Annotated in this window: 21 protein-coding genes; 14 read left to right on the top strand and 7 right to left on the bottom strand. The window is 52.5% G+C overall.

The annotated features are described in order from the left end of the window. Positions 1-179 precede the first annotated feature (179 nt). Complete coding sequence (locus ABC502_RS01770) at positions 180-1,379, top strand: anhydro-N-acetylmuramic acid kinase (RefSeq protein WP_345914713.1); 1,200 nt, start codon at positions 180-182, stop codon at positions 1,377-1,379. Between the two features lie 45 nt (positions 1,380-1,424). Here ABC502_RS01770 and ABC502_RS01765 read toward each other — a convergent pair whose 3' ends face one another. After that, positions 1,425-2,294 (bottom strand): bile acid:sodium symporter family protein, encoded by an 870-nt coding sequence (locus ABC502_RS01765; RefSeq protein ID WP_345914712.1) that lies wholly within the window; start codon positions 2,292-2,294, stop codon positions 1,425-1,427. 151 nt (positions 2,295-2,445) lie between these two features. Here ABC502_RS01765 and tyrR point away from each other — a divergent pair, with 151 nt between their 5' ends. From tyrR to ABC502_RS01735, 6 genes are all read left to right on the top strand, one after another. Continuing rightward, the gene (gene tyrR, locus ABC502_RS01760) at positions 2,446-4,008 is read left to right on the top strand and encodes a transcriptional regulator TyrR (protein ID WP_330087835.1); all 1,563 of its coding nucleotides are present in this window, start codon (positions 2,446-2,448) and stop codon (positions 4,006-4,008) included. Positions 4,009-4,254: 246 nt separating this feature from the next. Further along, entirely contained in the window at positions 4,255-5,328 is a 1,074-nt protein-coding gene (gene hppD, locus ABC502_RS01755) for a 4-hydroxyphenylpyruvate dioxygenase (protein WP_330126993.1), read from the top strand. After that, the gene (locus ABC502_RS01750; protein ID WP_345914711.1) at positions 5,321-6,451 is read left to right on the top strand and encodes a homogentisate 1,2-dioxygenase; all 1,131 of its coding nucleotides are present in this window, start codon (positions 5,321-5,323) and stop codon (positions 6,449-6,451) included. Before hppD ends, ABC502_RS01750 begins: the two co-directional genes overlap by 8 nt. Before the next feature lie 55 nt (positions 6,452-6,506). Further along, positions 6,507-7,529: a fumarylacetoacetate hydrolase family protein gene (locus ABC502_RS01745; RefSeq protein ID WP_330126995.1), complete on the top strand. Its 1,023-nt coding sequence runs from the start codon at positions 6,507-6,509 to the stop codon at positions 7,527-7,529. A 76-nt stretch (positions 7,530-7,605) separates the two neighbouring features. After that, positions 7,606-8,244, top strand: a complete 639-nt coding sequence (gene maiA / locus ABC502_RS01740; RefSeq protein WP_345914710.1) for a maleylacetoacetate isomerase — start codon at positions 7,606-7,608, stop codon at positions 8,242-8,244. Then, positions 8,234-8,458, top strand: a complete 225-nt coding sequence (locus ABC502_RS01735; protein WP_345914709.1) for a hypothetical protein — start codon at positions 8,234-8,236, stop codon at positions 8,456-8,458. Before maiA ends, ABC502_RS01735 begins: the two co-directional genes overlap by 11 nt. A gap of 17 nt (positions 8,459-8,475) precedes the next feature. On the opposite strand, the gene ABC502_RS01730 is transcribed toward ABC502_RS01735, so the two are convergent. The 3 genes from ABC502_RS01730 to gloB form a co-directional block, all read right to left on the bottom strand. Continuing rightward, positions 8,476-8,955, bottom strand: a complete 480-nt coding sequence (locus tag ABC502_RS01730) for a hypothetical protein (protein ID WP_330087829.1) — start codon at positions 8,953-8,955, stop codon at positions 8,476-8,478. Between the two features lie 15 nt (positions 8,956-8,970). Next, entirely contained in the window at positions 8,971-10,578 is a 1,608-nt protein-coding gene (locus ABC502_RS01725) for a LysM peptidoglycan-binding domain-containing protein (RefSeq protein ID WP_345914708.1), read from the bottom strand. Positions 10,579-10,640: 62 nt separating this feature from the next. After that, positions 10,641-11,435: a hydroxyacylglutathione hydrolase gene (gene gloB / locus ABC502_RS01720; RefSeq protein ID WP_330087827.1), complete on the bottom strand. Its 795-nt coding sequence runs from the start codon at positions 11,433-11,435 to the stop codon at positions 10,641-10,643. A 47-nt stretch (positions 11,436-11,482) separates the two neighbouring features. Here gloB and ABC502_RS01715 point away from each other — a divergent pair, with 47 nt between their 5' ends. From ABC502_RS01715 to ABC502_RS01685, 7 genes are all read left to right on the top strand, one after another. Further along, a complete protein-coding gene (locus ABC502_RS01715) occupies positions 11,483-12,214 on the top strand; it encodes a methyltransferase domain-containing protein (protein ID WP_330087826.1) in 732 nt (243 codons plus the stop codon). Between the two features lie 122 nt (positions 12,215-12,336). Beyond that, entirely contained in the window at positions 12,337-13,731 is a 1,395-nt protein-coding gene (locus tag ABC502_RS01710; protein WP_345914707.1) for an undecaprenyl-phosphate glucose phosphotransferase, read from the top strand. A gap of 10 nt (positions 13,732-13,741) precedes the next feature. Beyond that, entirely contained in the window at positions 13,742-14,938 is a 1,197-nt protein-coding gene (locus ABC502_RS01705) for an outer membrane beta-barrel protein (RefSeq protein WP_345914706.1), read from the top strand. A gap of 2 nt (positions 14,939-14,940) precedes the next feature. After that, complete coding sequence (locus ABC502_RS01700; protein ID WP_330087823.1) at positions 14,941-15,468, top strand: polysaccharide biosynthesis/export family protein; 528 nt, start codon at positions 14,941-14,943, stop codon at positions 15,466-15,468. A 2-nt stretch (positions 15,469-15,470) separates the two neighbouring features. Beyond that, positions 15,471-17,663 carry a polysaccharide biosynthesis tyrosine autokinase gene (locus ABC502_RS01695; protein ID WP_330087822.1) on the top strand — a complete coding sequence of 731 codons (2,193 nt, stop codon included), beginning with the start codon at positions 15,471-15,473 and terminating at the stop codon, positions 17,661-17,663. Then, a complete protein-coding gene (locus ABC502_RS01690) occupies positions 17,660-18,394 on the top strand; it encodes a CpsB/CapC family capsule biosynthesis tyrosine phosphatase (RefSeq protein ID WP_345914705.1) in 735 nt (244 codons plus the stop codon). The genes ABC502_RS01695 and ABC502_RS01690 overlap by 4 nt, the downstream gene beginning before the upstream one ends. Further along, on the top strand, positions 18,394-19,086 hold the full coding sequence (locus tag ABC502_RS01685) for a hypothetical protein (RefSeq protein ID WP_345914704.1): 693 nt from the start codon (positions 18,394-18,396) through the stop codon (positions 19,084-19,086). The genes ABC502_RS01690 and ABC502_RS01685 overlap by 1 nt, the downstream gene beginning before the upstream one ends. Here the strand turns inward: ABC502_RS01685 and ABC502_RS01680 are convergent. From ABC502_RS01680 to ABC502_RS01670, 3 genes are all read right to left on the bottom strand, one after another. Further along, positions 19,056-20,393, bottom strand: coding sequence for an O-antigen ligase family protein (locus ABC502_RS01680; protein ID WP_345914703.1), 1,338 nt, complete (start codon positions 20,391-20,393; stop codon positions 19,056-19,058). The genes ABC502_RS01685 and ABC502_RS01680 overlap by 31 nt on opposite strands. Positions 20,394-20,500: 107 nt before the next feature. Further along, entirely contained in the window at positions 20,501-20,956 is a 456-nt protein-coding gene (locus ABC502_RS01675; protein WP_345914702.1) for a hypothetical protein, read from the bottom strand. 21 nt (positions 20,957-20,977) lie between these two features. After that, positions 20,978-23,020, bottom strand: coding sequence for an EAL domain-containing protein (locus tag ABC502_RS01670; protein ID WP_345914701.1), 2,043 nt, complete (start codon positions 23,018-23,020; stop codon positions 20,978-20,980). Positions 23,021-23,034: the final 14 nt, after the last annotated feature.

Below are 23,034 nucleotides of genomic sequence, written 5' to 3'. Positions count from 1 at the left end.
ATCAATTATTCGTTATTTTGATCGTGTCGAGTAAATATATATACCATCTGAGCTTGTATAGAACAAGCGCTGATGCAGTAGCTGCTTTGGCAGCTAGCTGTTTGCAATTTTTTTGTAATTTTAAGCTGTCTGGTTGGCGCTCTTTGGCTATGATCAACCGCAGTAAGTAGAGGAATACTATGCACCAGCACATCGAGACGCTTTATCAAACTGCCGCAAAAAGCCAGCGGAAGATCATTGGTCTGATGAGTGGTACCTCACTGGATGGTCTGGATATCGCTTTATGCACCGTGACCGGTGAAGGACTGAATACCGAGGTGGTACTGGAACGCTTCACCACCCTGAGTTATCACGATGATTTTCGTAGCCGGGTGCGTTCAGTATTTTCAAAGCGTGCTGTTGATTTACAAACCGTCACTTTATTAAACCCCTGGATAGGCCAGGAACATGGTCGAATGGTAAATGAGTGTCTGGCTTTGTGGCAGATCCCTCATACAGAAATTGATGTGATTGCCAGCCATGGACAAACCATTTTCCATTGCCCCAGCCGGCAACACAACGACAACCGTTGGGGCAATGCAACTTTACAACTTGGTGATGGCGATCACCTTGCGGTCACTACGGGTATAACGACCATCAGTGATTTCCGGCAAAAGCATATTGCAGCCGGAGGTGAAGGAGCACCCTTAGCAGTCTACGGTGACTTTTTATTATTCAGCTCCTCTGCTGAAAACCGTATCATGCTGAATATTGGTGGTATTGCTAACCTTACCTGGTTGCCAAAGTCTCAGGATGCGACCGCTGTATTTAGCAGCGATATTGGCCCGGGTAATACCATCATGGATGCCTACATACAGCAGAATTTTCCTGGCCTGCTGTATGATGAAGGCGCAAAGGTTGCTGCCAGTGGCAAGGTCTCTGCCGAGCTGCTGATGGCTCTGCAGCAGGATCCTTTTTTTGCACTGGATTTCCCGAAAACATCCGGACCAGAGGTGTTCAACCTGGATTATCTGGCGCGGGCGCAACAAGACAGTGCTACCCAGGACCTGGCTCCGGCTGATGTGATGGCCACGCTAAACCGCTTTAGTGCCGAGATGATTATCCGTGCGATACAGCAAAGCTGCCAGGGACAAAATTGCACCATTTATGCCAGTGGGGGAGGGATTCACAACCCTTTATTAATGGAACAGTTAGCTGCTGCCCTGCCACACTATCGGCTCACCACCACAGCAGAGTTAGCCATTAATCCTGATGCGAAAGAAGCGGTGCTCTTTGCGGTATTAGCGAATGAATGTTTGGTAGGCGGTAAGCAGCCGTTTAGTAATGCACGCGAAGGGATCCCGGCCGTTACTATGGGTAAAATCAGCTTTGCCGATTAAGTATGAACCAGAGCCTGGCTCCTGGCCGGTCAGGCTATTCGGGGATTAGCCTGACTTTTTCCGCACTCCCCAAGCAATCATTACCGCGCCTGACGCAAACATAATTAAGCTATAAATCGCTGAAGGGATGGCCATGGTGCTGTTGTTTAGCAGCAGTGGGGAAGTCGCAATGGCGATGCCCAAAGTACCATTTTGAATCCCCACTTCGATGGTCATGGAGCGGGTTTGCGGGCCATGACAGCCAATACTGCGAGCCGCCAGGTAACCAGCCAGCATGCTCAGCAGGTTCAGCAACAAAGCTGCGATGCCAATGGCGAGGAAAAAGCCCAGCAGCCTGTCCATCTCACGCAGCAGGGCGCCGGCTACCACCGCAATTAAAAAGAATGAAGAGAGCCATTTCACCGGTTGCTGGCAGCGTCTGGAAAAATCGGGCCAACGGGCTCTTAGCCACATCCCCAAGGAAACCGGCAGCAAAATAATCACCAACAGCTGCAACACGGTGCGGGGTACCGACAGGGCTACGTACTGACCTTCGCCCAAAAACAGCAAGGAGGCCAGATTCACCAACAGCGGCAGGCTGATTATCACAATCAGGCTGCTGATAGCGGTCAGGCTGATGGAAAGCGCGGTATCGGCATGGGCCAGATGTGCAATCAGATTGGAGGTGGGGCCTCCCGGGCAGGCTGCTATGAGCACCAAACCTACTGCCAGCTCCGGCGGCAGTTGCAGCAGAGAAGCCAGTAGAAACGCCAGTGCCGGTATGGCGATAATTTGCATGCAAAGACCGGTCAGCACAGGTTTGGGGGTTTGCCAAAGCTGTTTGAAATGCACCGGTTTGAGCGACAAGCCCATACCGAGCATGATCACGGCCAGCGCCAGCGGCAGAAAAACCTGGGTAAAAATATTGGCTTCCATAATGACCTTAGCAGCACTTCGTTGCCGTTACTATGACAAAGCATGTCTGTTAAGACAAGATGTTCATAATTCTTTACAAAAAATCTGGTCTAATTGAAGGGCTTTGTCGTATGATGCTGCAACTGATTAAGCATGAGGTTACATCATCGCTATGCGCCTTGAAATACATTGTCAGGACCGGTTAGGGATTGCACAGGAAATTCTGAATATTCTGGTTAGCTATCAGCTGGACTTACGTGGCATCGAAGTCGATGCTGCCTCCAGCCGCATGTTTGTCTCGTTTCCCAGCATTCATTTTGAACAGTTTCAGGAGCTGATGGCCAAGATGCGGCGCATCCCAGGTGTGGCGGATGTCAAAACCACGGCTTTTATGCCATCCGAGCGCCATCAAAACGAACTGACTACGCTGTTAAAAACACTGCCGGATGGCATTATTGGTATTGATACCAAGGCGCAGGTCAGTGTGATCAATGATGCCGCGTTGGATGCGCTGGGAGTGGAGCGCCAGGCTATCAAAGAAGAGCAACTGCCAAATCTGGTTAAGGGCTTTAACTTTCTGCGCTGGCTGGAAAGCGATGATGTGCTTGCGCAAACCCGGCGGGTGGAGATCCAGGGCAAGCACTTTATTGCGGACTTATTGCCGGTGATGGTACCGGATGAAAGCGGCCATGAGGTGCTGGCCGGTGCGGTCATCAACCTGAAATCGGAAAGCCGGTTGGGCCAACATATGCTCGCCTTTAACAAGGGCAATCAGGAAAGCTTTCAGACACTGCAAGCGAACAGCCCGCAAATGCGGAAAGTCATTCGTGAAGCCAAGAAAATGGCGCTGCTGGATGGGCCTTTGTTGATCACCGGCGAAACCGGTACCGGCAAAGAGCTGCTGGCGCGGGCTTGCCATGCTGCCGGTAGCCGGGCAGGCAAACCCTTTTTAGCGGTGAACTGTGCCTCGATGCCGGATAATGTGGCCGAGTCTGAGCTGTTTGGCTATGGCCCTAATGCCTTTGCCGGTTCCACTGTGGGCAAAAAAGGCATTTTTGAACAGGCCAATGGCGGCATTGTGTTTCTGGATGAAGTCGGCGAGATGTCGCGTGAGCTGCAAACCAAGTTACTGCGTTTTTTACAGGATGGCTCCTTTCGCCGTGTCGCCGATGAAAACGAGGTGAAAGTCGATGTGCGGGTGATTTGTACCACGCAAAAAGACTTACCGGCCATGGTGCAGGAAGGCAAATTCCGCGAAGATCTGTATTACCGGCTCAATGTGTTCACGCTGGCCTTGCCGGCGCTGCGCGAGCGCAAGCAGGATATCGTGCCGCTGACCGAACATTTTGTTGCCCGTTTTGCCGCCAGGCTGGGGCGTAAAGCACCCAAGCTCAGCGATAGTTGTGTGCAGTTTTTGCAAAGCTACCCCTGGCCAGGCAATGTGCGCCAGCTGGAGAATGCGTTGTACCGGGCGGTCACCCTGCTGGAAGGGTATCAACTGGATAAAGAGCACCTGCAGTTGCCCAGCTTTACCAGTGATTTTGGATATCTGGAGCAGGACTTTGATGGCACCCTGGATGAAGCGGTCAAACGCTTTGAAGCCAGCTTGCTGCGCAAGTTGTACCCGGCGTACCCCAGCTCACGGCAACTGGCAAAAAAGCTGGGGCTTAGCCATACCGCGGTGGCCAATAAACTGCGTGATTACGGCATAAATCGCAAGACTGTAAAAATTTAATGCCACTTTGTGCGTAAAACGATACTCCGAGCCGCCAGCTCAAGCAGGCTGGTGGCTGTTACCTGCTGAATACCTCATAAAACCCTGCGTTGTACTTATTTCTTTACGATTTTTGGCGGCCGCTGTGATGCCAGCAAAAATGACAGTGGATGTTCATTCTGGTCAAACTAAAGCAAGATAGCGCCAACCGCAGCTAGGCTGCAGAGACTGGGCATAATTAGCATAATTAGATCGTGGAGATGTCGCATGCAAGACGTGTATAACCCTTTAGGTACCGATGGTTTCGAGTTTGTTGAATACACCGCCGCTGATGCACAGGGGATTCAAAAGCTGAAAGATTTGTTTCATGGGCTTGGGTTTACTGAGGTCGCCAAACATCGCTCGAAAGAGGCCTGGTTGTACAAGCAGGGGGATATTAACTTTATCATCAATGCGCAGCCGAACTCGCAGGCGGAAGAGTTTGCCCGCAAGCATGGCCCAAGCGTCTGCGCCATGGCATTCCGGGTGCAGGATGCTGCCAAAGCTCTGCAGCATGCACTTGCTAATGGTGCCAAAGAGTACAAAAACCAAATCGGCCCGATGGAGCTGAATATTCCGGCTGTGTACGGTATTGGCAGCAGCCTGCTGTATTTTGTTGATCGCTACGGCGCCTCTTCGGTGTACGACATCGATTTTAAATACTACGACAACTGGCAAACCGAGATGGCCAAGCATGGCGTTGGTCTGGAAGTGCTGGATCATTTAACGCACAATGTGATGCGCGGCAACATGAATGTCTGGTCTGGTTTTTACGAGAAGATTGGTAACTTCCGCGAGATCCGTTATTTTGATATCGAAGGCAAGCTCACCGGCCTGGTATCCCGCGCCATGACCGCGCCTTGTGGCAAAATCCGTATTCCAATCAACGAGTCATCGGACGATAAATCACAGATCGAAGAATTCTTGCGCGAGTACAATGGCGAAGGCATTCAGCATATCGCCCTGACGACCGAAGATATTTATCAGACAGTACGTACCCTGCGTGAGCGTGGTATGGACTTTATGCCAACGCCGGATACTTACTACGACAAAGTAAACAGCCGGGTCGAAGGGCATGAGGAAGATTTGGATCAACTGCGCGAGCTGCGTATTCTGATCGATGGCGCGCCAATGAAAGACGGTATCTTGCTGCAGATCTTTACCAAAACCGTGATTGGTCCGGTCTTCTTTGAAATCATTCAGCGTAAAGGCAATGAAGGCTTCGGTGAGGGCAACTTTAAAGCCTTGTTCGAGTCGATTGAAGAAGATCAAATCCAGCGTGGAGTGTTAGCGAATGCGTAAATGGGCCTCTTTTCCACTGCGGGAAGGTGATGTGTCGCGTCAGGCACATGCCGACTTCCCGGAACAAGCGATTTATGAGCGTGAAACCGGTCGTAGTGGTTTTTTTGGTCCGGCTACACATTTCCATCACCGCCATGCCCCAACCGGCTGGAGCGATTGGCAGGGGCCTTTGCGCCCCCGCTTGTTCGATTTAAACCAGCTCAATGAAAATCAGGTTGAGTCGCCCTGGCAGGTGCCTTTGTTGCTGCACAATGCTCACTGCAAAATGCGCACCTGGCGTGTGCAGGAGAAGATGCCCTATCTGGTGCGCAATGCCGACGGCGATGAGCTGTTGTTTGTGCACGAAGGCAGTGCTGATCTCTACTGCGACTATGGCCATCTGGAAATTGTCGAAGGCGATTACGTGGTGATCCCACGCAGTACCATGTGGCGGCTGGAGCCCAAAAGCCCCATGTTGCTGCTGATGATTGAAGCCACCAACGACTCCTACCAGCTGCCGGAAAAAGGCCTGGTGGGAAACCATGCGATTTTTGACCCGGCCATGCTGGATACGCCAAAAATCAATGAGGCCTTCAAAGCGCAGTACTCAGAGCAGAGTTGGCAGGTGCAGATCAAGCGTCACGGTCAGACCTCGGTAGTGACCTACCCCTACAACCCGCTGGATGCCATCGGCTGGCACGGTGATTTGGCGGTGATGCGTATCAACTGGCGCGATATCCGGCCGCTGATGAGCCATCGCTATCATTTACCGCCATCGGCGCACACCACCTTTGTGGCGCAGCGTTTTGTGGTCTGTACCTTTGTACCCCGGCCGATTGAGAGCGATCCGGGGGCCTTGAAGGTACCTTTTTACCACAACAACGACGATTACGATGAAGTGCTGTTTTACCATGCCGGTGATTTCTTCAGCCGCGATAATATCGAAAAGGGCATGGTCACTTTCCATCCGGCCGGTTTTACCCATGGCCCGCATCCGAAAGCCTTTCAGGCTGGCCAGGAGTACCGGAAGAAATTTACCGATGAAGTGGCGGTGATGCTGGATACCCGTGATGCGCTGGAGATTGGCGAAGCTGCGCTTGCTACCGAGAACCCAGCCTACGTTAACAGCTGGCAGGTTAAATAATTTGGGCATCTGATTTGGGCACTGACTAATGAGTGCCGCAGTACAAGGATTAACAATGAAATTTGCAACATTAAATACCGGCGGCCGTGATGGTCAGCTGGTGCTGGTAAGCCGTGATTTAACCCGCTGTGTCGCTATCCCACAGATCGCGACCACCTTGCAACAGTTGCTGGATAACTGGTCGGAAAAAGCACCGCAGGCAGAGGAAGTCTATCAGGCGCTGAATGCCGGCACCGTGCAGGGCAGTCAGCCGTTTGAACAAACGCAGTGCGCATCGCCATTGCCACGTGCCTATCACTGGGCCGATGGCAGCGCTTATGTCAATCATGTCGAGCTGGTGCGTAAAGCCCGTAATGCCGAGATGCCACCCAGCTTCTGGACCGATCCGCTGATGTATCAGGGCGGCTCCGATGCGTTTTTAGCGCCTTATGCACCGATTGAAGTGGCCAGTGAAGATTTTGGCATTGATTTCGAAGGTGAAATCGCCGTGATTACTGACGATGTCGCCATGGGCATACCGGCAGAGCAGGCACGTGATCGTATTCGCCTGGTGATGCTGGTCAATGATGTGTCGTTGCGGGGCTTGATCCCGAATGAGCTGGGCAAAGGGTTTGGTTTTTATCAGTCCAAGCCATCGTCCAGCTTTAGCCCGGTGGCCGTGACCCTGGATGAGCTGGAAGGTGTCTGGCAGGATGCCAAGTTGCACCTGCCGCTATTATCCACCTACAATGGCGAAGCCTTTGGTAAACCCAATGCCGGTGTCGATATGACCTTTGATTTTGGCCAGCTGATTGCGCATGCCGCCCGCACCCGGCCGCTCTGTGCTGGGACTATTATTGGTTCAGGCACCGTTTCGAACAAGCAAGGCACTGAGTATGGTACTGCCATTGCTGAAGGTGGGGTTGGTTATAGCTGCATCGCTGAAATCCGTATGATTGAAACCATCCGTGATGGCAAACCGGGTACCAGCTTTATGCGCTTTGGCGATCGTATTCGCATTGAAATGCTGGATCAGCAGGGCCAAAGTATCTTTGGTGCCATCGACCAGCAAGTGGTAGAGTATCGCTATCAGGGCTAATGCCTTTGGCAGTATGCATTAATTAAAGAAAGAGCTGCTGTGGCAGCTCTTTTTGTATCAAAGGAACAATGAATCGATGAAACTTTATGGTTACTGGCGCTCCTCGGCGGCTTACCGGGTGCGCATTGCTCTGGCGCTTAAAGGCATGGCATACGAGTCCATTCCGGTGCATCTGGTAAAGGACGGTGGTCAGCAGCATCAAGCGAGCTATCAGGAACTGAACCCGGCTGAGCTGGTGCCCACTTTGGTCGATAACGAGCTGACACTGAATCAGTCGCTGGCGATTGTTGAGTACCTGGATGCCGTGCAGCCAGAGCCTGCTTTAGTGCCGGCAGAGCCTAAGAAGGCCGCCCTGGTGCGAGCGATGGCGCTGGATATCGCCTGCGATATTCATCCGCTGAATAACTTGCGGGTGCTGCAGTATCTGACCGGCCCGTTGCAACTTACCGAACAGCAAAAAACTGCCTGGATCCATCATTGGTTGAACACCGGCTTTCAGGCCTTAGAGCAGCGTCTGCAACAAAGTGCCGGCCGCTGTTGCTTTGGTGATGCCGTCAGCCTGGCGGATATTTGCCTGGTGCCGCAAGTCTACAACGCGCTGCGCTTTGGGCTGGATATGACGCCATACCCGACCATTCAGGCCATCTATCAGCACTGCAACAGTCTTGCCGCCTTTGCACAGGCAGCACCGGAAGCGCAAGCCGATGCGCAGTAACTGGATCCCCTGCTTTCCAAAACGCTGGCTGAACCGGTCATTATTTTTGATTGGGGCTGCAGGCATTGCTTTGCAGTGGCTGGCGGTGGGTTACGCCTGGTGGCAGGGGTTCAGTGTGTCTTTTCATTGGTGGTTTCACTGGCTGGCGCCCCTGATGTGTGTGCTCTGGGGCACCATCCCGAGATTGCAGCTGCAGCCAGAGCCCAAGCATTGACCACTGTCGTGTGGTGCTTACTGGCGGGGACGTAACAAGCTTTTGGGTTCGACCCCGGTAATACCGGTATCATCGAAAGTAAAATCAATCTGCCCAATGTTGCGGCTAAAATGATGCCGCACCCCATCAATCTCAATCACAAAACTGCCGGGCATGCGCAAGCCGTCTTCCTGGTATAGTTTGAGTTGATGGCCGGCAATTTTAAACTCAAACCCCAGCAGCGGCGCGTCGGCAAAATCAGTGACCCAAACCGCCTCGTTGTTGTGCAGCACCAGGGACAATGAATACTTTTGTGGTACCTGAGGAACTGCCAGCTTGTGAGGGCCGGCAATAAAGGTGTGACGTCCATCAATCCGGGTATAAGTAAAGCCAAACTCTATCAGCCGGCTGCTGCCGTCTTGCAGCTGAACTACACCGCTGCCACGTACATCGAAATAAGCCTGAGCCGGGAAACACAGTACCAGCCCAAACAGAGCGCTGAGTAGTAAAGTTTTCATCCGATCTCCTTGCTATCAGGATTGAGTAATATCAACCAGCAAACGAAGTTGCTGCCCAGGTTGCAGGTGTTGGTCAATACTTAGTTGGTTCCACTTCAGTATATCAGCTACCTGAACCCGGTAGCGTTGCGCAATGCGCGACAATGAATCACCACGACGTACCCGGTAGTTGATGGTACGGGTTACGCCGGGGCTGCCTTGCGTTGCTGCAGTCGAACTGGTTTGTGCCTGCACAATCACCAATTGCTGGCCTGGCCGAATTGTATCCCGTGCGGTCATGCCATTCCAACGAGCCAGTTCGTTAACACTCACCTGGTGTGCCCGACTGATATCCCACAGGGTATCTCCCTGTTTGACCGTGTAGTGGATGCGTTGTTCCGGATTGGTGCGTTGTTGTGCCTGAGCAATGCGTCCTGGCTGGCTTAGCTGGTAGGCATCCGCATTTTTAGCAGAAACCGGTACCAACAAATGCTGGCCAATCCGAATGGTATGGCCATTGATGTCATTCAACCGCTGAATAGCTGCCACAGAAGTCTGATACTGCTGTGCTATTTTGCCCAGGGTGTCACCACGGACCACGGTGTGTCGTTGCCAGCTTAACCACTGGTCGGTTGGTGTGTTGGCCAGTTGTTCACGGAATTGAGGTTTGTTATCCAGCGGCAATACCAGCCGGTGGCTGCCATCCGGATCCGTGGCCCATTGATTAAAAGCCGGGTTTAATGCATGCAGTTCATTCAGGCTAAGGCCTGCCATTTCGGCAGCCACCGCCAAATCGATTTGACGGCCAACCTCGACAATGCCGATTTGGCGCTGATTCGGGATCGGTTGCCATGCAATATTGTAGGTTTCCGGCTGGCGCACCAGGTCTACCAGCGCCAATAGTTTTGGTACGTACGCGGTGGTCTCCCGCGGTAAGCTGAGCGACCAGAAGTCGGTTGGCAGATTGCGGTTTTTATTGTGCCGAATAGCCCGGAGCAAACGGCCTTCACCAGAGTTGTAGGCGGCAATGGCGTTGAGCCAGTCGCCTTCCAGGCGATCGTGCAGGTATTGCAAGTAATCCAGAGCGGCGCGGGTCGATTCAATCACATCACGGCGGCCGTCATACCAGAAGTTTTGCTGCAAACCAAAACGCTTGCCGGTGGCAGGCATAAACTGCCAGAGGCCAGAAGCACGGGCATGGGAGTAAGCAAAGGGATCAAAGGCGCTTTCGACGATAGGCAGTAGGGCCAGCTCCAGTGGCATATTGCGGGCTTCCAGTTGCTCGACAATATAATGCAGGTAGGGCTCTGCCCGGGTGGAAACCCGATCCAGATACGCCTGATTACGGGCAAAAAAGTTGCGTTGCTCGGCAATAGCCCGGTACTCAGGCACTTCAAAGGTTAATTGCAGTTGGATACGTTGCCACACATCATCGACTTTGGTTGGATCCAGTGGCGTAACGGTGGGGGCTTGCTGATTGGCGGCTGTAAGCAAGTTGGCAGCAATCAGCTCTGCACTGGCAGCCTGGTCGAAAGACGCATGGGACGTTTTACTGACGGGTTCGGTCGCTGTTTGCGGTTGATTGGTGCTAGCACAACCTGCTAATAGAGCGGTCGCAACAACAGTTAAAACGCGTACTTTCATGCAATAGTCCTGTCAATTTTTCCATCAGCTTGCATGTTACCTGCTTGCAGACTGATTGCAAGTCAGGATTTAAACTGGTCTTTATCCGTGCGTAATGCTGTAAAGGTAGCCTGTGCCGAACTGCAATCATATTTTCTTTGCAGATCAGGTAAGTGGCAACGAAGAAAGGGGTTGATTGCTTTTTCTGTTGCCAAAGTGCTGGGCAATGTTGGCTGTTGATTATGGCGCAGTTGTTGGCAATGCGCCAGGTGTGCAATGACGGCCTGGTTGTCAGGCTCGACTGCTCGGGCAAAAGCCAGGTTGGCTAAGGTGTATTCGTGGGTGCAATAAACCCGGGTTTCATCCGGTAAGTTGACCAATCGCTGCAAGGACTGATGCATCTGCTCCGGGCTGCCTTCAAATAAGCGGCCACAACCGGCGCTGAACAGAGTGTCGCCGCAAAATAACCAAGGGGCATGATGAGGCAGGGCAGCGTAATAGCCGATATGTCCGAGCGTATGGCCTGGCAGATGCAGCACGTTCAAAGTGAGGCCAAAGTCGGGGAGTGTAAGGCTATCGTTATCTTGCACACTGTGCGTCAGGGTGCTGATCTGGTTGGCTTCATAGGCCGGTCCATACACCCGAACATCTGGCCATTGTTGTTTCAGTGCGGCAATGCCGTCGGTATGATCCCAATGATGGTGGGTTACCAGGATGCTGGTTAATTGCTTGCGGTTGCTATGGGCAAACTGCTTGACCACATCTGCATCGCCCGGGTCGACCACCAGCAACGCATCGCTATCCGGCTGGGTCAGGCACCAGATGTAATTGTCCTGAAAAGCGGTTAATGGCGTGATGGTCAGTTTCTCTGGCTGCATCTGGTATACTCAATGGGTTGAATCGGATAACAAGGGCACAGCTACTGATGAAACCCGCTTTAAGCGCCCGTAACCGGCCAGGCCCCGCCAACTGGCAGCAAATCCCGCAAGGGGAAGCGTTGCGGGCGGCTACTGAACAGCAGTTGGCAGCGTGGTGGCCACAAATCTTCGGCTACTATCTGCTAAAGGTGGGCGACCTGAGCTGTCAGCTGGATACCACGGCCAGCCCTATTAAGCATCATATTTCGTTGGGGATCAAGGCAAGCCACTGCCAAATCAAAGCAGAATCGGATGCACTGCCTGTGCAGGATCTGAGTATGGATGCGCTCTTGCTGTGTCATGCCAATGAATTTTGTACGGATCCTCACCATCTGATGCGTGAGGTGCACCGGGTGTTGCGTGCCGATGGCTACCTGGTACTGACCGGCTTTAACCCATTTAGCCTGGCAGGGTTGATGAAGCTAAACCCCTGGTTGCGGCAGAAATCCCCCTGGAATGGGCGTTTTTTTACCCTGGCCCGTTTAAAAGACTGGCTGTACTTACTGGGTTTTGAGGTGTTAGCAGAGCAGCGCTTTTATGCCTCCAGCCTGCTTGGTAAAGTACCCGCCGACAGTCGCTGGCGTCGTTGGCTGGCGAAAAGTTTTGGTAGCAGTTATTTATTGGTAGCCCGCAAACGGGAATTACCACTTACCCCCATTCGGCCCAAGTGGCAGTTGGCAGCCAATTATGCGCCGGCGGTATCAGGAACGTTAACAACTAACCGCCGACCTCATCGTTAGATGTTGTTTTTATGAAAGCTGCCATTACAGGGACGACAGGGCTGGCGTGTTACCGGGCTTTTGAGATAGAATAGCACGCTGGCAGACAAAGTTACCAGATTGTAGCCATCCAGGGAGCGGAAATGACCAATTCAATGTTTCGACAAGACAACTCGAGTTCTTTTTTCTATCGCTTTGTCGATCTTCTTATTCTTGTGGTCACCCTGCTTAGTTGCCTCATCGCCTACTCGCAAAGCCTGACCAAAGATTACTTACTGATATTACTGGCTTATCTACTCTGCTATGCCTTTGTGGCTGAGTCGGTGCAATTGTATCGCTCCTGGCGGGTTGGTCGTTTTGGCCGGATGCTGTTTCTCTTAATAGCGGTTCACACCCTCTGTTTTCTGGCCTTGTTATCCACTCTTTTCTTCTTAAAACAAGGCGCCAGTTTTTCCCGGGTGGTCCTGGTCGGCTGGTATGGGCTGAGTATCCTCTGCCTGATCAGTTGGCGGGTTATGGCCAAAGAAGTGAAAACGTTGCGGCGAAAAAAAGGCCTGAGCATGCAGCGTGTCGCCATTATTGGCTACACCGATACTGGCCGGCGCTTGCACCAGCAGATGCAGGAGCACATTGAGCTTGGGTTTGATTGTGTTGGTTTTTTCGACGACAGGGCATTAAACCGGCTTGGTGAGGGTGCAGCTCCGCTGATTAAAGGCAGTGTCGAAAGCGCTGTGATGATGGCGCAGCAAGGTCGGATCCAAAAGCTCTATATCTGCTTACCAATGCTGGCAGAAAAACGTATTGCCGATATTATTCAACGGCTTGGCGATAGCACCGTCGATGTATTGATGATTCCTGACTTTCTGCTGAAAAATCTGATGCACGCCCGTATTGGCAGTGTGGGGGAAGTGGACACCCTGAGTGTGTTTGAATCACCGGTTTATGGCATTAAAGAATTTTACAAGCGAGCCTTCGATTTTTTGTTCAGCGCTGCTGTGTTATTGCTGATTTCGCCGCTGATGCTGACGATAGCGGCCGCGATAAAAGCAACCTCGGCTGGCCCGGTGTTTTTCCGCCAGCAACGTTATGGTCTGGATGGCAAGCCGATTAATGTGTTGAAGTTTCGCTCCATGCGGGTGATGGAAAATGGCGCTAAGGTCACCCAGGCCACCAAGGGTGACCCACGTATTACGCCGATAGGTGCTTTTTTGCGTCGGACTTCGCTGGATGAGTTGCCACAATTTATCAATGTGTTGCTGGGGGATATGTCTGTGGTTGGGCCAAGACCGCATGCTTCCGCGCACAATGAAGAGTACCGCAAGCAGGTAGATTACTACATGCTCAGACACAAGGTACGACCAGGTATTACCGGCTGGGCTCAGATCAACGGCTGGCGTGGTGAAACCGATACGCTGGATAAAATGGCCATGCGTGTCAAATACGATCTGGAATACATCCGGCAATGGTCCTTATGGCTGGATATAAAGATTATTGTTTTGACCTTATTTAAAGGTTTTTCAGGGAAAAATGCATACTAAAGGAGCGCTTATGAAATCCAATTTTTTTCGTTTAAGCATGGTATCAGCGTTGGTATCCACCGCTTTTACTGTGGTTGCTGATGATCGCGCTGGCGCTATACCTACTGCCAGCGGCATTGATATTGTGCCGGAGTTAACATGGGAGTTGAAGCACGATAACAACGTCGCCAATACCCGTACCGACAAAGTTTCCAGCTTTGTCAGTGAGCTAACGCCTTCTGTCGCCATGGTATTAACCGATGGTGTCAACGAGTACAGCCTGGCTTCTGCTTTCCGCCTCGGTGATTATTTCCAAAGCCGCCAGGACAACTTCTTTGATGCAGGCTTCCGGGCTGATGCGAAAATGGAGTTTACCGACCGTCACCGCATCCGCCTGCAGGGCAATACTATTTTTGGCCATGAGCAACGTGGTCAGGGAGTGTCTGACTCATTAGGTTTTGAGGTGGACGAACCAGGTCGCTTCGAAGAGTATGAGATCAAAGGCCATTACGAATTTGGTGCCCGCTCAACGCCGGCGCGTTTGCGTCTGTCGGCTGGTTACCTGGATAAAGGCTACACCAATCTGCGTGAATTCTCTCAGTTCCGTGATTTTGATCGCCGCACTGTGGGTGCTACCTTCTTCTTCAGTACCCTGGCCTCCACCGATTTAGTGGCTGAAGTGATGCGTAATGACATCAACTACAAAGTGGTCGATATTGACCGCGGCAGCCGTGATAACAAAGACATCAGCTACCGTGTTGGTTTGGATTGGGAGATCACCGCACTGACCTCCGGTGAACTGCGTATTGGACAGCAGCGTAAAACCTTCGATAACCCATTGCGGGAAGATTTTAAAGGCCTGTCTTGGAATCTATCGGTAACCTATGAGCCGCTGTCGTACAGCCGCTTTACGCTCGAGACCGGCCGCCGTGCGACCGATCCAATGACAGCAGCGGATTACGTCAAAGATTCCACCTATGGTGGTAACTGGCAACACGACTGGAACAGTGACTTGAAAACCAATGTGCATGTGCGTTATGTCAACTCAGACTTCGTTGGTGTTACCCAGCGCAATAAATTCTGGAACTACGGTGCGGATGTGAACTACCGTCTGTCTTACTGGCTGACAGTGTTTGCAGGTTTTGATATTGCTGACAGGGATTCAACGGTCGAGCGCTTTATTTACGATAAGCGGGTTATCAGCCTGGGATTACGGGTAGGGATCTAAGCATGAAAGGGTGGTATTTGCTCAAAGGAATGGTGTTGGCAATGGCGTTGTTCGCCTTGCCACTGCAGGCCGATCAAAGTTATCGGCTGGGCCCGGGTGATCACATTGATATCCGGGTACATGGTCAGGATGATTTGGCGCTTTCGGTGCAGCTAACCGACAGTGGTACCATCAATTATCCTTTCTTAGGGACAATCCAGCTGGCAGGGCTTACCCTGAAAGAGGTTGAGCAACTACTGCACAATGGACTGCAAGGGGATTACCTGGTCAGTCCCAGTGTGTATGTCGGTATTACCGAATACCGCCCGTTTTACATTCATGGCGAGGTACGCCGCCCCGGCGGCTACCCGTATCAGCCGGGCATGACAGTGAACCAGGCCATTGCCCTGGCAGGTGGTCTGACCGAGCGAGCTTCACGTGATCGCATTCAAATCAGCCGCGAAGGCCAGAAAAATGAGCCAGAGCAGGCGAATGTGAACAGCCGGGTCTTTGCCGGTGATACCATTACTATTTCACAGAGATTTTTCTAACCATGACGGTCACAGAAACCACACAACGAACGGAATCGGCCAATACGCAGGTCATCGATTTAACCCATATGTTCCGGGTACTTTGGCGTGCTAAGTGGCGTATTTTTTTATTGTCCATGCTGTGTAGCATTCTGGCCGTACTGGTGGTACTGAATTTACCGCAAATTTACCGCGCCAGCTCTACCTTATTGATCGAGGCTCAGCAGGCCCGGGCGGTAAAGATTGAAGAAGTGTATGGCTTTAACTCCATGCAGCAGGAATACTACCAGACCCAGTTTGAAATCCTGAAATCACGAGCCATTGCCGAGCGGGTCTTCCGGCAGCTGAATTTGGCAGAACATCCAGAGTTCCAAAGCGAGCCGTCGCTAACGGCTAAGCTACGATCTTCGATAGATTTTTTGCCGAAAGCGCCCGCTTTACCGGCAGAGGAAGTTGCTGAGCGGCGTTTTAAGCGTCAGGTTGATAGCTTTATGAAGCGATTAACCATCTCGCCGGTTCGCCGTACTCAACTGGTGGTGATTCATTTTGAAGCTGAAGATCCGCGCCTGGCGCAGCAGGTTACCAATGCCATTGGCGAAGCCTATATTGACAGCCAACTGGAAGCCCGGATGGGAATTACCCAGCAAGCCAGTAGCTGGTTGGGTGGTCGGCTGGATGAACTTCGGCTCCGGCTGGATGAATCGGAGCAGCGCTTGCATGCTTTTAGGGATACCCACAACTTAGTGGATGTAGCTGGTGTTACCAGCCTGGATGCCCGCGAGCTGGAACGTTTATCCGAAGATTTAACCCGTGCCCGTTCTCGCAAAGCGCAAGCCGATACCTTCCTTGCACTGTTAAACCGGCATCGCAACGATATGGAACGTTTGCAAAGCCTGCCGGAAGTGACTTCGCATCCATCCATTCAAAACATCAAGCGTGAGCAGGTGGCGGTAGAGCGTCGTCAGTCGGAGCTGGCCAAAGTTTATGGCCCGCGCCATCCGCGCATGATAGCGGTGCAGGCTGAAGTTCTGGCGGTGCAGGATAACCTCAATCGTCAAATCCGCAACCTGATCAACGGTATTGAAGAAGAGGCCCAAACTGCCAGCCGTAATCTGGCTTCGCTGGAGCAGCAAATTGCCGAGTCGCGTGGTGCTTTTTCCGGCATGTCCGGGGTTGAAGCAGAGTATCGTCGTATCAAACGTGAGGTGGAGACCAACCGGGTCTTGTTTGAAACCTTCTTATCACGCCAGCGTGAGACCGAAGTAACCAGTGATTATCACTCACCAGTAGCACGTTTCACCGACAGAGCCGTAGTGCCTACTAAACCGGTGAAGCCGCAACGAAAGCTGATCGTAATGTTGGTGTTTGTTGCTACCTTTGGTTTGGGCATGGTGATGGCATTGGTGTCTGATGCACTGAACGATACCATTAAAACGGCCAAAGATGCAGAAGATCAACTGATGCAGCGGGCGCTGGGCTACATTCCCAAATCAGCCAAACGCACCAGTTTGCAACAGCAGACCTTTGCCTACTTTGACGAGTCGATGAAACTCCATGCCGAGGCGGTACGCTCCATTCGAACCAGCCTCAAGCTGATGGCCATCGACAAGCCCTTACAGCTGATTGAGGTGACGTCGAGCTTACCGGCAGAAGGCAAATCGACAGTCAGCCTGAACCTGGCTTTTAGTTTCTCGTCATCGGGGCGGGTTCTGCTGATTGACGCCGATATGCGCAAGCCAACCTTGGGCAAACGGCTGGAGCAACCGGCCTATCAGCCTGGTCTGGCCAACTACCTGAGTGACAGCAATAGCCTGGATGAGTGCATTGTGCGTGGGATCCGGCCGAATGTAGACTTAATGCCGGCTGGCTCTATTCCGCTCAACCCGCTGGAGCTGCTGAGCTCAGAGCGCAAGGTAGAGCTGTTGGAGCTGCTGAAACAGCAGTACGACACCATTATTATTGATACGCCGCCGGTATTGGCAGTCAGCGATGCGCTGGTACTGTCGCCGCTGGTCGATGCCACCATCATGGTGGTCAAAGCCGATGCGACACGACGTGGTCAGGTGAATCTGGCGCTGGGCCGGTTGGCACATGCTCATGCCCGTATCTATGGTGTGGTACTTAATCAACTGGATACCGGTAAAGCTGAGAACTACTATGGTCATGGTGGCTATGGCTATTATCAAACCTACGAACAGGCAGGCAAGAATGCATGATTGATCTGCATTGTCATTTATTACCGGGCATCGACGATGGTGCCCGGGATCTGGATGAGACACTGCGATTAATCCGGCAGGCACAGGCGCAAGGTATTCTCCGTATTGTCACCACCCCGCACTGGATGCCTGGTCGCTTCGACAACGATGCCAGCAAGGTACTGACCGAGTTAGCCGCCTTACAACAGGCATTGAAAGAGCACAACATTGAGCTACCCATCCGGGCAGCTCAGGAAGTTCGGATCAGCGATGCGCTGCTTGATGCTTTGCCACAGCAGCGTTTGTTATTTCTGGGCCAGTACCGCGACCAGAACGTGCTGTTGCTGGAGTTTCCACACAGCCATCTGACGCCTGGCTACGAGGTGTTGATCCGTTGGTTGCTGAAGCAAGGTATTCTCCCGATGATAGCTCACCCAGAGCGGAATCGGGAGCTGCTGGAGCATCCGGGCCGGATCAAGGTATTGCAGCAGTTTGGTTGTCTGTTTCAGTTGACTGCGTCATCCTTGCTGGGGGATATGGGCCGCGACAGCCAGTTGCTGGCCGAGCGTTACCTGCAAGATGGCATTTTCGATATTATCGCAACCGATACTCATTCGCTAAAACGGCGTCCGCCACGTTTGGCTGAAGCCCGTGAACGGGCTGCTGAGCTGCTGGGTTCGGCGCATGCCCAACAGCTGGTGTTTGATACGCCGCAGCACATCAGCGATGCGCTGTTCCGGGATGCCAGCTAATGCACAGCAGTAGTCTGTTGGCGATTATTGCGCTTCCTTTGTTGTGTTGGCAACTGCTGGTACTTAGCCAGCAAGGCTTGGCCAGCGCGCATCATTTTAAAAACCGCTACTACCTGCAGCAGTGGCAGCAATCGGATGTTTCGGCAGAAAGTTATCAGGACGCTTTGCGCAGTGCTCAGCTTGCCATGCAGAAAAGCCCGGCGCATCCACATTATGTTCTGAGCTTAGCTAAGACCCAGGAGTGGGGCCTGTTTGCCGGGCTGGAGACGTCGCCAGAGCCATCATTAGCCTTTTTGTACGAACATGCCATAGCCTTGCGGCCAGGCTGGCCAAATGCCTATGCTGACTACGCCTGGAGCAAAGCCTATCTTGAGGGGGATCTTGCCAGCAGCATGCAGTTACTGCGTCAGGCCAGAAAGTTTGGTCCTTATGCGGACGAAGTGCTCGAAAAGCATGCCAGCATCGGTTTGGATCATTGGCAATACCTAAGTGTGGATGACAAATTCTACCTGCTGGATGTGTTTGCAGTGATGAGCCAATCGCACTGGCGTATTTACCGGGTATTGCAGCAACAGGTGGAAGGGCATGCACAGCAGCGGTTGATTTGCCGTTATTTGCTGAATCAACCACTAAGCCCTGATCATGCCACTCGACTGGAGCGTCAGCTTTGCCGCCGTTTTGCTGGCAGGTAGCGCGCCATCACCGCCATCGCCAGGATGGTGCAAAACAATAAAGTATTGGCCGGCGCCTGCAGGCTGAAATCCACACTGCTGTGAAACAACATATGCACTATGGCCATGGCTGCCCCAAAGCCTACCCCCTGATACAGCCTGGTCTGACGCTGCTGCATACTGCGAAGTGCCAGCCACAAAGCTATCAGCAACCAGAGCCCTAAAAGCATTGTTACCGGAACGCCCAGTTCAATGGCAAATTGCAGGTAATCGTTGTGGGCGTGGTCGTAAAAGCCGGCAAAAGAGTATTGCTGCCAGCCTGGGAATACGGTGTAAAAACTGCCACCGCCAGTGCCGGTTAACCAATGCTCTTGCAACAGCGGTATACTATGCAGCACCACTTCGTCTCTGGTTTCACTGGCAAAACTGGTCTCTTGCAGACGCTCTTTTACCTTATCGACCCCAAACATCGAGCCAATGATGATCATGTCCAGCACAAAGATACTAAGCACCACCGGCTTCAACCAGCGGGGTGGGTTCCGATACAGCCACAGCGCCAGCAAGGATACAATGGCCAGTGCCGCAAAGAAGCCTGCATTGCCCATACGGGAGCGGCTCATCACCAATGCCAGTATCATCACCACCACCGCGAGGCGTAGCAAGACTTTCTGGCTTAATAAGGCTGTACTTAGTTCGCGTAGCCACTGCCGGAAGCTTAAAGTGCGCTGTTGCCGGCTTAACTCACTTAGCATCCAGCCAATCGCCAAGGCCAGACAGAGGGCGATGTAGTTGGCAAAATGGTTCTGATAGACAAAGCTGCCTCTGGCTCTGTCCAGCTCTGGCAGGTTAAAAAACCAGGAGCCATGCATGCCGGCCAGATAGATGCTGCTGCCATAAGCGGCTTGCAGGGTGCCGGTAAGGATGATACCAGTCAGCAGTAGTTTCAAATCATCATGATTGCGGCAGTACTGGCTAAGCAGGTATAAAAACAAGGCCAGGTACAGGCTACGTTGCAGCATCATGGTGCTTTGAAAGGGATCAGCCGTGCTAAAGCCTGCTACCGCCTGTAATTGCAGGCAAAGTACCGCAGCCACCAGTAAAGGGCCAGCCACAATCAATGCCTGGTACTTATGGTGCCACCAGGGTTGACGGAACCAGGCGCTTACCAGGACATGGCCAATAGCTACCAGGGCAATCAAAGTATGCAACAGGCTCCAGGCCCAGATGCGGTTACTGCCCAAAGGCCAGGGCGCAAAAAAGACAATAGCAATCAGGCACCACAGCAGGGTGCGCTGAAAGCGGGGCAGGGCTGAAGTGCTTGCAATCATGAGGCCGGCTCTGTGAATTCAGCTACAAGGATACCGAATACAAAACAGGGCCTTGCAAGGCCCTGTTTTCGGAATGATGTCAGTACAGCTGGGAAAAGCTACTGCAATCAGTTGGTAGAGATGGTGCCACTGCCACCGCCAGTACCGCCACCAAAGCCAACAGTGCCTGGTGCAGGGGCTGCTGCAGCTCCGGCCGGAGCCAGTGGGCCAGCAGCGGTTGCGGTATCAAGCGCACTGGTTACCAGGGATGGGTCTACACCAGCCAGCAAAGAGGCTGCCAGCAGGTTGTCGGCTGGAACACCAGCAGCTGCTGATTTACGCAAAATAGACAGAATCAGTTCTTCATCACCAGCCGCTTGCTCCAGCGCATAACGGATAACATCTTCCGCTTCGTTTACATCCGTTGGCAGCTCGCCATTTAACACATACTGATCGATGTACTGAGCCATGCTCAGTGATTGGTCGGCACGCTCAGCGTAAGCACGCTCAATATCTGCAACACCGAAAGCTGCAGCCTGAAAACCGACTGTTAACATCGCAGCGGCCAGGATGCCTTTTGTCATATGCTTTACCATAACGTTCCCTCATTGTAGGCGGATTAAAGAATTTTCTATTAGTGATTCTAAACTAGTTTTCCCGCCATTGCACAGCTTTTCTTGTGACACTACCGTGAATTTTTGTTCGACAGCGATACCATGGCCTTGTAAACCGTCCAGATGCAGTTGTTGGCACAACTCTTCCACAGCGGCATGTTCAATGCTGGCTGCCAGTACCTTAATGCCGATGCCATGACAAATCTGCACCATGCTTTGTACATAGAAACGGGTTTTTTCATCCTCTAAGTGCCGGATCAGGCTGCCATCTACCTTTACAAAATCGACATCCAGTTTAAGCATGTAGTGAAACGCCGATAAACTGGCACCAAATTGATCGATCACCACGCGGATTTGCCGGGCTTTGAACGCATCCACCAAGGCTGTCAGATGATCCGGGGCTTGCAAAAAAGCACTTTCTTTGATTTCGAACAGCAGCGGTGGCAAATCGGCTTGCAACACATCCAGCAGTTGCAACAACCAGTCTTGTTGTTCCGGATCTTTAATAAAGGCGTTGCTCAGATTGATGGCAACCGGGGTCTGCTCTACCCCTTGCAGGCGCCACAGGGTGTAACACAACACCGCCTTTTCCAGCGGCAAAGCCAGTTGCAAGCGTTCTGCCATGGCAAAGGTCTCTGCGGTAGAGAGTTGTTGTTGTTGGTAGCGAAAGCGCACAAAGCTCTCGATATACAGGGGCTCTTTATCGGTGTTAACGACCGGTTGCAGGATCCAGTCAAAATAACTGCTCATCGCCTCGCATTGCTGCAAAAAGCTTGCTTTATCACGAATAGGCTCGTCACTGCTAAGGCGGGTATAAGGTGCCAGCAGTGTCTGCCAGGTTTCACGGCTAAAGGTGGGGTGCTTTGGATCGGCAAGGTGCGGATGGCTGCTGGTATCCAATCGCTGCATGCAATCGGTAAAGGATTCGTTTGCTAATACCCTGGTCATCCGGCAGCGGGCAAAGCCCGCCGGAAATGCATCCGACTGCAGCCGGGTCGCTTCATCATTCAGAGCTTGCAACAGATGGTTTGCTGCCTGCTCACTGCACCAGGCCAGGATCGCAAACTCCGAACCGGATAAACGGTACAAAGCAGAATGCTGCTCCGGCAGCAACCGGGCAAAGTGCCCGGCTGCCTGGCAGACGTAAGCATCGCCATGGCTGTAACCATCGCGGGTATTGATGGCTGTCAGAGAGGGTAAGTCCAGCATCAGTAAAGCCAATTGATCACCGGCGGCAGTGGCGTCATCACGCCATAGCTCGAATTGTTGCAATAAGGCCCGGCGGTTTCTCAGACCAGTCAGGCTGTCTTTATAGACTTCTGTTGACAGACGCTCTGCATTCAAGGTTTGCTCCTGAAAGCTTTGTGCAATGGTGGCAACCATTCGGTTAAGCGCGTGCACCACGCTGCGCAGTTCCAGCGTAAAAGGCTGTTCAGGGTTTGGCGTAAAATCTTTGCGCATTACCGCTTCGGCTTGCTGGTGAATGCTGTGCAGCGGTCGCAATACCCGTTGCAGTATCAGATAGCCGGCTACCAGGCACAGTAGCAGGGCGATCAGCATGCGACTGCTTAATTGCTGCGCCTGATGCCATAAGGCCTGGTAAGCAGCGCCCGGGTGCGATTGCACCAGCAGGCGGCCGGCCGGGATCCAGCCATTGGAGACCTCGGTACTCATCAACGGTGGTGCCAACGGAAATAAGCGACTGAACCAGGCCGGTATCGAGTGGGGCACCGCCGGGTAATGGCGTTGAAAAACCACCTCACCGCTTAAGGTTTCAAACTGGATCTGTTGGTAATAGCCAGAGTCAAACAAGGCACTGGCCATGGTTTCAGCCAGCACCAGGCCCTGCTCATCGAGGTAGGGCGCGATCGACAAGCCCAGGTGATGGGCCGCATCCTGCGCATGCGATGCCAGTTGCTGTTGCTGGTAATGCCGCATGCCATTGATGTTGGTGTAAAGTGCAGCGGCATAGGCCACCAGGGCCAGCGCAACCACCAGGGCATAAATCTGTGTTTTAAGGGATAATCCGGCCATTGTGTCCTCGTTGC

The organism is Alkalimonas sp. NCh-2, assembly GCF_039631345.1.
GTDB classification, from domain to species: domain Bacteria; phylum Pseudomonadota; class Gammaproteobacteria; order Enterobacterales; family Alteromonadaceae; genus Alkalimonas; species Alkalimonas mucilaginosa.
This window is presented reverse-complemented; position numbering and strand designations above follow the sequence as displayed.

Excerpts from the sequence above, each read along its gene's own strand:
- ABC502_RS01770 (WP_345914713.1), top strand. The coding sequence starts at position 180 with ATGCACCAGCACATCGAGACGCTTTATCAAACTGCCGCAAAAAGCCAG.
- ABC502_RS01765 (WP_345914712.1), bottom strand. The coding sequence starts at position 2,294 with ATGGAAGCCAATATTTTTACCCAGGTTTTTCTGCCGCTGGCGCTGGCC.
- tyrR (WP_330087835.1), top strand. The coding sequence starts at position 2,446 with ATGCGCCTTGAAATACATTGTCAGGACCGGTTAGGGATTGCACAGGAA.
- hppD (WP_330126993.1), top strand. The coding sequence starts at position 4,255 with ATGCAAGACGTGTATAACCCTTTAGGTACCGATGGTTTCGAGTTTGTT.
- ABC502_RS01750 (WP_345914711.1), top strand. The coding sequence starts at position 5,321 with ATGCGTAAATGGGCCTCTTTTCCACTGCGGGAAGGTGATGTGTCGCGT.
- ABC502_RS01745 (WP_330126995.1), top strand. The coding sequence starts at position 6,507 with ATGAAATTTGCAACATTAAATACCGGCGGCCGTGATGGTCAGCTGGTG.
- maiA (WP_345914710.1), top strand. The coding sequence starts at position 7,606 with ATGAAACTTTATGGTTACTGGCGCTCCTCGGCGGCTTACCGGGTGCGC.
- ABC502_RS01735 (WP_345914709.1), top strand. The coding sequence starts at position 8,234 with ATGCGCAGTAACTGGATCCCCTGCTTTCCAAAACGCTGGCTGAACCGG.
- ABC502_RS01730 (WP_330087829.1), bottom strand. The coding sequence starts at position 8,955 with ATGAAAACTTTACTACTCAGCGCTCTGTTTGGGCTGGTACTGTGTTTC.
- ABC502_RS01725 (WP_345914708.1), bottom strand. The coding sequence starts at position 10,578 with ATGAAAGTACGCGTTTTAACTGTTGTTGCGACCGCTCTATTAGCAGGT.
- gloB (WP_330087827.1), bottom strand. The coding sequence starts at position 11,435 with ATGCAGCCAGAGAAACTGACCATCACGCCATTAACCGCTTTTCAGGAC.
- ABC502_RS01715 (WP_330087826.1), top strand. The coding sequence starts at position 11,483 with ATGAAACCCGCTTTAAGCGCCCGTAACCGGCCAGGCCCCGCCAACTGG.
- ABC502_RS01710 (WP_345914707.1), top strand. The coding sequence starts at position 12,337 with ATGACCAATTCAATGTTTCGACAAGACAACTCGAGTTCTTTTTTCTAT.
- ABC502_RS01705 (WP_345914706.1), top strand. The coding sequence starts at position 13,742 with ATGAAATCCAATTTTTTTCGTTTAAGCATGGTATCAGCGTTGGTATCC.
- ABC502_RS01700 (WP_330087823.1), top strand. The coding sequence starts at position 14,941 with ATGAAAGGGTGGTATTTGCTCAAAGGAATGGTGTTGGCAATGGCGTTG.
- ABC502_RS01695 (WP_330087822.1), top strand. The coding sequence starts at position 15,471 with ATGACGGTCACAGAAACCACACAACGAACGGAATCGGCCAATACGCAG.
- ABC502_RS01690 (WP_345914705.1), top strand. The coding sequence starts at position 17,660 with ATGATTGATCTGCATTGTCATTTATTACCGGGCATCGACGATGGTGCC.
- ABC502_RS01685 (WP_345914704.1), top strand. The coding sequence starts at position 18,394 with ATGCACAGCAGTAGTCTGTTGGCGATTATTGCGCTTCCTTTGTTGTGT.
- ABC502_RS01680 (WP_345914703.1), bottom strand. The coding sequence starts at position 20,393 with ATGATTGCAAGCACTTCAGCCCTGCCCCGCTTTCAGCGCACCCTGCTG.
- ABC502_RS01675 (WP_345914702.1), bottom strand. The coding sequence starts at position 20,956 with ATGACAAAAGGCATCCTGGCCGCTGCGATGTTAACAGTCGGTTTTCAG.
- ABC502_RS01670 (WP_345914701.1), bottom strand. The coding sequence starts at position 23,020 with ATGGCCGGATTATCCCTTAAAACACAGATTTATGCCCTGGTGGTTGCG.